An 11,031-nucleotide genomic window follows, 5' to 3' on the forward strand; every position below is an offset into this window, starting at 1 on the left:
TTTTTTAACAGTGCTTCGGTTTAGAGATAAAGCCATTCATTTCTAAATACAGAATCAGGGAGCCTCATGCATACACCTCAGATTTCCATCAAGCCGCTGGCGCGTCAATGGCGTGCAGCCATACTCGCACTTTCACTTGGCAGCACACTCAGCAGCATGAACATGGTCCACGCTGCTGAAACCAGCACCCCACTGCACGAATACCATATCCCGGCAGGCCCTTTGAGCCAGGCACTCAGCCACTTTGCTGCCGAATCAGGCATCCTGCTTTCTGCCGATGCATCGTTGGCAGACGGAAAAACCAGCACAGGCCTCAATGGCCGATATACAGTGGAATCTGGTTTTGAGAAATTGCTGGTAGGTTCTGGCCTAAGTGTCAAACGGCAAGACAATCAGCGCTATACCATCATCCCACGAGAACATAGAGCCGAAATACTCCCTGAGATTAAAGTCAGCGCAGGCGACCAAAACATCAACCTATTACCCTCGGCATATGCTGGCGAACAGGTCGCTAAAGGCGTCAGGCTAGGTGTGTTGGGCAACACATCTAATATGCGCGCACCTTTCAGCACCACCAGTTACACCGCGATATCCATACAGAATCAGCAGGCCAGAACCATCGCTGAATCAATCAATCGTGATCCCTCAGTACGCTACACGGTATTACCTGGAGGTAATGTGGATAATCTCTATATCCGCGGTTTCCCAATTTGGGAGGGTAACTCCGGCGAAATCGCTTTTGATGGTATTTATGGTATTGCACCCAATTACCGAGTACGGACAGAGTATGTGGAACGCATTGAAGTCATCAAGGGGCCAGGCGCCTTATTGTTTGGCATTTCCCCTAATGGCTCGGTCGGCGGTGTTATTAATATTGCTCCCAAGAGAGCCAATCGTGATGTAACGAACTTGACCACAACACTGATCAGCAATAATCAGGCTGGTGGTCACCTGGATATAGGCAGGCGCTTTGGCTCTGATGCCCAGCTTGGGGTTCGTTTCAACGGTAGTTATTACAACGGCGACACCGCGGTGGACAAGCAATCCACTGAAGGCCACACCGGCGCACTGGCACTGGATTTTGAGGGCGAGCGCTTCCGTTCTACGCTAGACATCATCCTGCAGAAAGAAGATATCAATGCCCCTAGCCGCCCATTGATGCCATCAGGCATTAGCCGCATGCCCAGCGCACCAGACGGCAAGCGCAATGTAACCCAACCCTGGGAGTGGTCAGAAAACAAAGAGCAATCCGTCTTGCTGCGCACGGAATACGATATCAACCAGCATCTTTCGTTATTTGCCAACGCTGGTACATCCTCAGCCAAGGTGTCTCGGGTTTACGACTCAGCACCACGATTGGTGAACGAAAGTGGTACAACCCAGGTAACCCCAACCTACGGAGTATTTGACGTAGCTCGGACCACCTATGATGCCGGCTTACGCAGCAAATTCCAGACTGGTTTTATCGCGCACTCCGTGACTTTCCAGACCAGCGTCTATCGAGACCGACTGGATCGTGCCCTGCGTGCAGGAACAACAGTCACATCCAACATCTATGACACTACAGATTATGCCGAGCAGCAGATTTCCAGGCCAGGCAATATCCCGCGTATTTACGACAACCAAAACACTAGCTTTGCGCTCGTCGATACGATGTCGATATTGGATGATAAGCTGCAGCTTTCACTGGGTCTGCGCCACCAGCGGATCAAAACCACCAATTACAATGCGCTAGGACTCAGCAGCAACAATCGTTATGACCGTAGTGTTTCGACGCCTGCAGTAGGGATTGTGATACAGCCCGTCAAGAACCTGTCTCTTTATGCCAACTATATTGAGGGCCTCAGCAAAGGGGATATTGCCCCGCCTGCAGCGGTGAACTATGGCGAGGTATTAGCCCCATACAAGAGCAAGCAATATGAAGCGGGTATCAAGTATGACACCGGACATTTCATGACTACGGCCGCCCTGTTCCAGATTGAAAAACCTAGCGGGGGTTTGAGTAACGGCGTGTTTTCTTCCAATAGTGAACAACGCAACAGAGGGTTGGAGCTTTATGGCTATGGCACAATCTCGCCAGCATTACGTGCCATAGGCGGCATCACGCTTCTGGATAGTGAAATTACCAGCTCTGCCTTATCCAACGTTGCAGGGAATCGTCCTATCGGCACCAGCAAACAGCAAGCCAACTTAGGGCTGGAATGGGATGTTAGCGGGATTTCAGGCCTGACGCTTTCCACTGACTTAATTTATACAGGCAAGCAATATGTTAATCAGGCCAATACGCTGAGCATCCCATCATGGACAAGAATCGATATTGGTGGCCGTTATCAAACCAGCATTGCTGGAAGGAATACCACTTTACGCGCCACCATCCAGAATCTTGCTGATCGCGATTACTGGTCTGGCATCACATCCTGGGGAGCTGTGTCTCCAGCAATCCCCAGAACGTTTGTCTTGTCCGCATCCATAGACCTCTAGCTCCCGGAGCTGTAGCCAGGTATTACCTTGCTACAGCCCTATTCGCCCTGAACCCCATACTTCATATCACCTATCCACAATTCGCCCCAGCGCGCTGGCTTGCTGGCAAAGTCCTGGCTATCCAATGCTTGCAGGGTTTCCTGCGTGTTCAATTTATGTAGATCCACTCCGCTTAACCTGCCACTCGACTTCCATCGCCCCTGGCTCAATTCAAAAATAAGGCTCGAATAGCCATTGAGTAAAATCAGTTCATCCATGCCATCGTGATTCAGATCCAATTTAAGCACTGGGCAAGGCTTGTCTTTCTGGCAATTAAGGTACAAAGCCTGCCGATTCAACTGCTCACGTACCTCCTGAAGAAATGCCGCTGGAAGCTCGGCATCATGCGGATATATCTTGAGCTGTTGCCGCACTGATTCGTCACTCTGTTCTGGACCATTCCCTGGCTTAAAAGTACGGTAGGTCACCTTACTCGCATCGGTCGCTTTTTTCCGGAGCAAGGCCGCTTGTGGGTGAGATTGCTCGCGACTGAGACTCAACAATGCTTGGTTACCATAACGCCCAGCTTCCAGGCGCAGATACTCAAAATCAAAACTGCTGATATCCACCTTTTGTTGCAACAAACGCGCCACCTGACTATTCACGGCAATCCTGGCCGGATCCAGCACCGGGCTACAAGTCAGGATCGCCAGTGCCACGGTGATCAGGGCCGCACCGATATTCACCCGGCTGGCAGATGCCATCCAGATCGGTTGCCGACGCAACACCACCCAGGCATAACCCAGCGCATAAATCGCCATGACGACAATCACCAGGGCGGCCCAGACGCGATCAATGGTCCAACCATATTGGGTAACACGCAAACCCAGGGAATACACACACAATGCGATATACACTGGCATTACCAGCAAACTTAGGCCTATAAAACGCAATAGCCATCTGGGAAAACGTTGCTCCCCTGAAGCATCCTGCCAGGCTGCATTGAACAAAAATACGGTCCAGGCCAGTAAGCTCAGCATCAGGCTGGTGGCATAGCCTGTCTTCCAGAGCAACGCAAGGCCCTGGAAAGGCAAAGCCAACAAGAATAGGAGCAGGATAAAACTCACGAGTGGCAACAACCAGCCCAGGATATTCAGGCTTGCGCGGTAAATCCCCACCAAGGCCTCTTCCTTGGCGGCATAAAGAGAAAGGCCTATGCCAAAGATAATGGTGGTGGCTGGATAGGCAAAGATTCTGCTGGTAAACCAATCCATGAGCGTGTTGACATTGAGCACCTTGAACAAGCCCGCAAGCAAGAACAATAATGTCCAGAACAGCCCGGTGAAGAGCGCCGCCAGCATCAGCTTGATCCAGTTGCGCCAGGCCGCAGAAAAGAGCAGTGGGTAATCGCTGGCCCAGCTACCCCGGCTCAGTTTATGTTCGGCAAACGGCAGCAAGACAAACCAGCTGGATAAGGCGATCACATTCAGGATAAAGCCCAGCTCTCCCGTTTTATTGACCGGTAAGTCCGCCACCCATGCCTGGTGCCCCATATAAGCTGCAGCGCCTGCCATCAGTACGGAAAAGCCGGTTGCCATGCTCCACAATAGTGTCTGCTGGCGATAGTGGGAAAGCACCATCAGGCTGAGTGGCAGGGTGATGATCACGGCATATAAGGGCCAAATTAAACTAAAATACTGTCCTGGTATTGATAGCTTCAGCAGCCACTCGTGCAGCAACCACAGGCTCACTCCCTGCAGTGCAGCCCAGGCAATTATCCAGCCCCGCTCTTGCTTATCCATAATGCTATATCTCCCTCTGCAATAAAACTTCATTTATTCAGCGTGTTGTTTACACTATAATAGCCGGTCTTATTTTTACATTACAATTGGTAGGCCATGCAAAGAACTATGCTCAAATCCAAGCTACATCGCGTGCGCGTAACGCACTCGGAGCTGGACTATGAGGGATCCTGCGCCATTGATGAAGCGTTGCTGGAAGCCGCGGACATCCGTGAATACCAGCAAATCGACATCTACAATATCAATAACGGTGAACGTTTCACAACCTACGCCATTCGCGCCCAGCGTAATTCCGGCACAATTTCGGTCAACGGAGCGGCTGCCCGCAAGGCAAGCCCCGGCGATCTGCTGATTATTGCGACTTATGCCAGCTATACCGAAGCTGAGCTGGCAACATTTAACCCCCAACTGGTGTACGTTGATACAGAAAACCGTATCAAGGACCAACGCCAGCATATACCTGTACAAGCCGCCTAATGCTAGATCTAGAAGAAATGAAGCTGGCCGTCGTCGACGCGCTGGAAGATATCAAAGCCTTTGATATCACGGTGATGGATGTGCGCAAGCTCACCTCCATGACCAATTACATGATAGTCGCCAGCGCGAACTCCACGCGCCAGGCCAAGGCTGTTGCCGATAACGTACGCGAAAAACTCAAAGCCAAGGGTGCCAACCTGCAAGGCACCGAAGGTGAAAAAGAAGGTGAATGGGTGCTGGTTGACCTGGGCGATATCGTCGTTCACGTCATGATTCCTGCTACCCGTGCCTATTACAACCTGGAACAACTCTGGGGTGAGGCCGAAAACCGCCGCGGTCATATCAAACCCACAGAGTAGTTAGCCCCTCTTGAAGCTGCGGATTATTTCTGTCGGTCATAAAATGCCAGACTGGGTGCAATCCGCATGCACCGAATATATCAAGCGCATGCCTCGCGAAATGTCGGTAGATATCGTCGAGATCAAGCCTGACAAACGCGCTTCCGGGAAAAATGCGGCCGTTGTACAGGAAGCTGAAGCCAAGCGCATACTGGAAGCCGCTGGACGCGACTACCTGGTAGCTCTGGATGAACGCGGCCAGGAAGTCAGCACCTTGCAACTGGCAGAGCGCATGAAAACCTGGCTGGGAAACGGCCGTGACATCAGCCTGATCATAGGCGGTGCTGACGGCCTGCATGAAGATATCAAGCAACAAGCTGATTGGCTGTGGAGCCTGTCGCGCCTCACCATGCCACACGGCATGGTACGCGTGATGCTGAGTGAGCAGCTTTATCGCGCCCATAGCGTCATCAACAATCATCCCTACCACCGCGAATAATGGACAAAGCCCTCGTCTGGTTCCGGCGTGACCTGCGCGATTATGACCATGCAGCACTTTACCATGCGCTGAAATCCGCCAGGCAGGTGTATTGCGTCTTCATTTTTGATACTGACCTTCTTACCGCTCTGACCGACAAGGCTGACCGTCGGGTCGAGTTTATCTGGGAGAGCGTTAGAGAACTCAAATCCGCTCTGCAACAGCATGGAGGCGAGCTGATTGTCAGAACCGGCAATCCCGTCAAACTCATTCCCTTACTGGCCCAGCAGCTGCAAGTGGAAGCCGTGTTCTGTAACCACGATTACGAACCTGCTGCCATCCAGCGCGATCAATCAGTGCAACAATCCGTGGCGCAGAGCCATATTGAATTCCACAGTTACAAAGACCAGGTCATTTTCGAGAAAAATGAAATTCTCACCAAAACCGGTACCGCATTCAGTGTCTTCACGCCTTACAAGAATGCCTGCCTCAGAACACTCAATGACTTTTACCTGAAGGCCTATCCAGTAGACCGGTATCTGGGGAGTCTGGCTGCTCATCCCCATGAGCCCATGCTAGACCTGCAGAGCCTTGGGTTCGAACCTACCAACCTGCAGTCTCTCAAACTACCAACGGGTATGTCGGGTGGAGTCGCACTATTTGAAGACTTCAGCCAACGCATCCAGCGCTACCGTGACACACGGGACTTTCCTGGCATTAAAGGCCCCTCCTACCTGTCAGTGCACTTACGTTTTGGCACTGTTTCCATCCGTCACCTGGCAAGAACTGCCTGGAATACCGGGGGGCAAGGCGCCGAAACCTGGCTCAACGAGCTATTGTGGCGCGATTTCTATTTCCAGATATTGCATCACCACCCTCAAGTAGCTGCAGGCCAGGCTTTCAGGCCCGAATTCAATCAAATTCCGTTTCCCAATGACCCATCGCTGTTTGCCGCCTGGTGTGAAGGCCGTACCGGTTACCCGCTGGTGGATGCTGCCATGCGCCAGCTCAACCAGACTGGCTACATGCATAATCGATTGCGCATGGTAACAGCCAGTTTCCTCGTCAAGGATTTGCTCATTGACTGGCGCTGGGGTGAGCAGTATTTTGCAGAAAAATTGATTGATTTCGACCTATCCGCCAATAATGGCGGCTGGCAATGGGCCGCCTCTACCGGATGCGATGCACAACCATGGTTCCGTATCTTCAACCCGGTGACTCAATCAGAAAAATTTGATGCTGAAGGCAAGTTCATCCGCAAATATGTGCCTGAGCTATCGCAGTGTGACAACAATGAAATCCATGCTCCCTGGCTGATCCCACCCCTGCGCCAGCAATCACTGAACATCCTGATCGGCAAACACTATCCACTGCCAGTGGTAGACCATGCCACCAGGCGAGAACAGGTATTGGCATTGTACAAACAGGCATCCAATCCTGATCAGGGCATCAAGCCGTAGGATCTTTCAGCGAATGATAACTGAGCAACAACTCAACCTCCTCCTGTGCGCCTAATATCACCGGCACCCGCTGGTGCAGTGCAGTTGGTTCTATTTCCAACAGACGCTTGTGCCCTGTCGTCGCAAGGCCACCAGCCTGCTCAATTAACCAGCCCATGGGACTGGCCTCATACAGCAGCCGCAAACGCCCGCCCTTGCCCTTGGTACGGCTGTCCAGGGGATACAAAAACACCCCGCCCCTAATCAGCAGCCTATGCACCTCCGCCACCATGGAGGCCACCCAGCGCATATTGAAATCCTTGCCTCTTGCTCCTTGAGTACCCGCCAAACACTCATCAATGTAGCGCTGCACAGGCGGCTGCCAGAATCTCTGATTGGACATATTGATGGCAAACTCCTGCGCTTCAGGGGCAATACGCATCGCTGGATGCGTCAGCATGAATTCACCGCTATCAGGATCGAGCGTAAATCCGTTCACGCCCTGGCCTGTAGTCAACACCAGCATGGTAGACGTACCATACAATGCATACCCTGCACATACTTGCTGCGTGCCCAGTTGGAGAAAATCCTGCTCAGTCAGGGGCCCTTCACTGTCAGGACCAGGCAATACTGAAAAGATACTGCCCACCGAGAGGTTGAGATTGACGTTGGACGAACCATCCAAAGGATCAAATACCAGCAGAAACCCACCAGCCTTGGCTGAGAACTCAAGCGTATGCTCCATTTCCTCAGAGGCAATGCCTGCGATATAAGGATTGTCTTCGGCCATCTTGATGAAGATATCGTTACTAATCACATCCAGTGTTTTTTGCTGTTCACCCTGAATATTTTCGTGCCCGACATTGCCCATATTGCCCAACAATGCGCCATGACTGACCTCTCTGGCCACCAGCTTGCAGGCTTGGGCAATGTCCCCAATCACCGACAACAGATGTTGGGAATGATCGACACCATGCTGCTGGGTTTCAAAAAAATGTAATAAGGTAGGTGGGTGCATGCATTTCTTCCATCAGGAAATAAATATGATCACGTTTTAAGCCGGAATGGCGCAGCCTAGGGCTCATTGCAAGGCCAGCAGTGTTTCATTTTTACAACTAATACACAAAGACCATGCCAACAGCATTTCAAATGAGTGGACAAGTAAAAATCGCTCGGTTAAAGTTGGCTCCGTGTGTCAATTTAGAGACACACCATCATAACTAGGACAATGTATGCGCTTTCAAATTTCCGCAATAACTGCCAGTGTCGCTCTTGCTCTGACACTTACTGGCTGTGCCTCCCAAGCTAACAAAGATCCGCTGGAAAGCATAAACCGCGGAGTCTACAAATTCAATGACACTGCTGATAAAGCAGTTCTCAAGCCAATTGCAGGTGCATACAAAGCAGTACTGCCTAGCCCGATCAGAACCGGCGTGAATAACTTCTTCACCAATCTGACCACCATCACATCGATTATCAACAATATTCTCCAGCTTGAGCTAGGCAAGGCCATGGACAACACCGGCCGTGTATTGATCAATAGCACCTTAGGCCTGGGTGGCGTTATTGATGTCGCATCCATGGACAACGTTCCCAGACATTACGCTGACTTCGGCCAGACCCTTGGACATTGGGGCATGAGCAGTGGTGCCTACCTGGTGATTCCATTCCTCGGCCCTAGCACTGCACGTGACTTTGCTGGCATGGGTGTAGACACACTGGTGTTTGATCCTATCCAGTACGTGGACAATGTGCGCGCCCGTAACCAGTTACGTGCAGTCAAGTTCATCGACCTGCGCTCGCAATACCTGCCAGCCAGTGATTTACTGGATGATGCTGCGCTTGATCCTTATACCTTCATGCGTGATGCTTACCTCGCACGTCGTGAACAGTTTGTCACTGGCAAGGCGCCGGTTGATGCCACGTATGAAGATGATGATGAATAACAAGTGAATTGAGCAGTAGATTGCTCTGTCATGAATAAAAAAAGCCCCGAATTTCGGGGCTTTTTTTATTGTGCTTATTTTGAGTTTAAGCTGAGAAATTATGAGTCAAGCGGCTCATTCGCCACTGGCCACCGTCATGCGCTCAATCAGGATAGAGCCGGTTTGCTTGGAGCCCTGGGTCAAAACATCACTGCCCACCGCGACTATCTGCTTCAACATGTCAGCCAGGTTGCCAGCAATGGTGATTTCCTCCACAGGATAAGCAATCACGCCATTCTCCACCCAGAAACCAGCAGCGCCGCGCGAATAATCACCCGTCACCATATTCAGCCCATGCCCGAGCAACTCGGTCACCAGCAAGCCTGTTCCCATGGTATTGAGCAAGCCTTGGAAATCCAGATCGCCGTGTTGAATGATCAGATTATGATTACCGCCAGCATTGCCAGTAGTGGTCATGCCGAGCTTGCGTGCGGAATAACTGCCCAGCATATAGCCTTGCAGCACGCCATCCTTGATCAGCATACGCGGCTTGGTAGATACGCCTTCATTATCAAATGGCGAGCTCGCCAGGCCACGCTTGATATGCGGCAATTCCTCAATGTTGATACTGCTGGACATCACCTGTTTGCCCAGGCTATCCAGCAGGAAGGAGGACTTGCGGTAGAGGCTGCCGCCCGAAATAGCTGAAATCAGATGCGAAATCAGGCCAGAGGCCAGCGGCGCCTCGAACAATACCGGAACTTGTGCAGTCTTGATCTTGCGTGACCCCAGGCGCCTGACTGTACGCTCGCCTGCACGTAAACCCACGGAACGTGGTGAATCCAGCTCAGCCGCATGCCTGGCACTGGTGTACCAGTAATCACGCTGCATGCTTTCGCCTTCCTCAGCAATCACCGAACAGCTGATGCCATGTCGTGAGCTTGGGTAACCGGCATTGAAACCATTGCTATTCGCGTAGGAAAACAGGCCTTCATAGGTGGAAACTGAAGCCCCTTCAGAATTCACAATCCGCGTATCGGCATCGCGCGCAGCCTGCTCGCACTCCAGGGCAATGGCAATCGCTTCATCCACCGAGAGCGGCCAAGGATGGTGCAGATCCAAATCTGGTATGTCATGTGCCAGCAAGGCCGGATCAGCCAGGCCACAGAACTCGTCCTGAGCCGTATAGCGGGCAATATTACAGGCGGCGGCCACGGTATCACTCAATGCCTGTGGAGACAGGTCGGAAGTGCTGGCATGGCCTTTTTGCTGGCCGAAATAGACCGTTACCGACATGCCTTTATCACGGTTGTACTCTATGGTTTCGGTTTCGCCCATACGCACCGAAACATTCTGCCCGATCCCGAGGCTAACCTCAGCTTCAGCAGAAGTTGCGCCGGAAGACTTAGCCAAACGCAACACTTCGTCACTCATGGCCTTGAGCTGATCAAGCGAATATGAAAAGCGCGCACTGCCCGCTGTCTGGTCTTTCACAAGAGTCTCTTTGCAAAAAACTGTTATCATACATCAGCATGAAACCTAACAAGACAGAAAACTCGGCTGATGAGCTAGAGCCCATCAGCAAAACCAAACGCAAAGCCGAAGCGGATGCATTACAGGATATAGGCGTGACACTGGTTGATTTACCCAAGGAAAAGCTGAAAAAGCTGGCCTTGCCAGAAACATTGCTGGACGCCGTCAATGAGGCCAAGCGCCTGACCGCCAATGGTGCCATCCGTCGACAAATGCAGTATCTGGGTCGCTTGATGCGCGATATTGACACCGCGCCCATCCTCGATCAGTTACAACGTTGGGAAGGCACCCATACGGAAGAAAATGCATACTTCCACCGGCTGGAGCGCTGGCGTACTCGCCTGATAGAAGATGAATCCGCACTGGCGGAATTCATGAATGAATATCCGCAGACTGAGGCCCAGCAAATCCGCAACCTGATCCGCAATGCCAGGCGCGAGGAAAGTGCGGGGAAACCGCCAAAAAGCAGCCGTGAACTGTTTAAGTTATTACGCACGATCACGGAAAATAATCATACTGACACTGAACTCGACAGTCATTAGAGACTCAGTGTAGTAGCCAAAAGTTGACGTCGTACTA

Annotated in this window: 10 protein-coding genes; 7 read left to right on the forward strand and 3 right to left on the reverse strand. The window is 51.7% G+C overall.

Features of this window, described 5'->3' with window-relative positions; genetic code table 11:
* Window positions 1-66 precede the first annotated feature (66 nt).
* On the forward strand, window positions 67-2,481 hold the full coding sequence (locus LG201_RS07780) for a TonB-dependent receptor (protein ID WP_226771589.1): 2,415 nt from the start codon (window positions 67-69) through the stop codon (window positions 2,479-2,481).
* Window positions 2,482-2,519: 38 nt separating this feature from the next.
* Here the strand turns inward: LG201_RS07780 and LG201_RS07785 are convergent, their stop codons facing one another.
* Complete coding sequence (locus LG201_RS07785; protein ID WP_226771590.1) at window positions 2,520-4,262, reverse strand: DUF4153 domain-containing protein; 1,743 nt, start codon at window positions 4,260-4,262, stop codon at window positions 2,520-2,522.
* A 96-nt stretch (window positions 4,263-4,358) separates the two neighbouring features.
* Between LG201_RS07785 and panD the strand changes: the two genes are divergently transcribed.
* Genes panD through LG201_RS07805 form a run of 4 tightly spaced genes read left to right on the forward strand, consistent with a single transcriptional unit; the run spans window position 4,359 to window position 7,015 of the window.
* A complete protein-coding gene (gene panD, locus LG201_RS07790) occupies window positions 4,359-4,739 on the forward strand; it encodes an aspartate 1-decarboxylase (RefSeq protein ID WP_226771591.1) in 381 nt (126 codons plus the stop codon).
* Entirely contained in the window at window positions 4,739-5,098 is a 360-nt protein-coding gene (gene rsfS, locus LG201_RS07795; RefSeq protein WP_226771592.1) for a ribosome silencing factor, read from the forward strand. The genes panD and rsfS overlap by 1 nt, the downstream gene beginning before the upstream one ends.
* 10 nt (window positions 5,099-5,108) lie before the next feature.
* On the forward strand, window positions 5,109-5,576 hold the full coding sequence (gene rlmH / locus LG201_RS07800) for a 23S rRNA (pseudouridine(1915)-N(3))-methyltransferase RlmH (protein ID WP_226771593.1): 468 nt from the start codon (window positions 5,109-5,111) through the stop codon (window positions 5,574-5,576).
* A complete protein-coding gene (locus tag LG201_RS07805) occupies window positions 5,576-7,015 on the forward strand; it encodes a cryptochrome/photolyase family protein (protein ID WP_226771594.1) in 1,440 nt (479 codons plus the stop codon). Before rlmH ends, LG201_RS07805 begins: the two co-directional genes overlap by 1 nt.
* Here the strand turns inward: LG201_RS07805 and LG201_RS07810 are convergent.
* Window positions 7,005-8,012 (reverse strand): class 1 fructose-bisphosphatase, encoded by a 1,008-nt coding sequence (locus LG201_RS07810; RefSeq protein ID WP_226771595.1) that lies wholly within the window; start codon window positions 8,010-8,012, stop codon window positions 7,005-7,007. The genes LG201_RS07805 and LG201_RS07810 overlap by 11 nt on opposite strands.
* A gap of 214 nt (window positions 8,013-8,226) precedes the next feature.
* Between LG201_RS07810 and LG201_RS07815 the strand changes: the two genes are divergently transcribed.
* Entirely contained in the window at window positions 8,227-8,940 is a 714-nt protein-coding gene (locus tag LG201_RS07815; protein WP_226771596.1) for an MlaA family lipoprotein, read from the forward strand.
* Window positions 8,941-9,054: 114 nt separating this feature from the next.
* On the opposite strand, the gene pmbA is transcribed toward LG201_RS07815, so the two are convergent.
* A complete protein-coding gene (gene pmbA, locus LG201_RS07820; RefSeq protein WP_226771946.1) occupies window positions 9,055-10,353 on the reverse strand; it encodes a metalloprotease PmbA in 1,299 nt (432 codons plus the stop codon).
* A 98-nt stretch (window positions 10,354-10,451) separates the two neighbouring features.
* Between pmbA and yjgA the strand changes: the two genes are divergently transcribed.
* Window positions 10,452-10,994, forward strand: a complete 543-nt coding sequence (yjgA, locus tag LG201_RS07825) for a ribosome biogenesis factor YjgA (RefSeq protein ID WP_226771597.1) — start codon at window positions 10,452-10,454, stop codon at window positions 10,992-10,994.
* The last annotated feature ends 37 nt before the right edge of the window (window positions 10,995-11,031 follow it).

Source organism: Methylobacillus gramineus (genome assembly GCF_020532675.1).
GTDB classification, from domain to species: Bacteria; Pseudomonadota; Gammaproteobacteria; order Burkholderiales; family Methylophilaceae; genus Methylobacillus; species Methylobacillus gramineus.

What these genes read in the sequence shown, in the direction of transcription:
- LG201_RS07780 (WP_226771589.1), top strand. Translation starts at nt 67, where the DNA reads ATGCATACACCTCAGATTTCCATCAAGCCGCTGGCGCGTCAATGGCGT.
- LG201_RS07785 (WP_226771590.1), bottom strand. Translation starts at nt 4,262, where the DNA reads ATGGATAAGCAAGAGCGGGGCTGGATAATTGCCTGGGCTGCACTGCAG.
- panD (WP_226771591.1), top strand. Translation starts at nt 4,359, where the DNA reads ATGCAAAGAACTATGCTCAAATCCAAGCTACATCGCGTGCGCGTAACG.
- rsfS (WP_226771592.1), top strand. Translation starts at nt 4,739, where the DNA reads ATGCTAGATCTAGAAGAAATGAAGCTGGCCGTCGTCGACGCGCTGGAA.
- LG201_RS07805 (WP_226771594.1), top strand. Translation starts at nt 5,576, where the DNA reads ATGGACAAAGCCCTCGTCTGGTTCCGGCGTGACCTGCGCGATTATGAC.
- LG201_RS07810 (WP_226771595.1), bottom strand. Translation starts at nt 8,012, where the DNA reads ATGCACCCACCTACCTTATTACATTTTTTTGAAACCCAGCAGCATGGT.
- LG201_RS07815 (WP_226771596.1), top strand. Translation starts at nt 8,227, where the DNA reads ATGCGCTTTCAAATTTCCGCAATAACTGCCAGTGTCGCTCTTGCTCTG.
- pmbA (WP_226771946.1), bottom strand. Translation starts at nt 10,353, where the DNA reads ATGAGTGACGAAGTGTTGCGTTTGGCTAAGTCTTCCGGCGCAACTTCT.
- yjgA (WP_226771597.1), top strand. Translation starts at nt 10,452, where the DNA reads ATGAAACCTAACAAGACAGAAAACTCGGCTGATGAGCTAGAGCCCATC.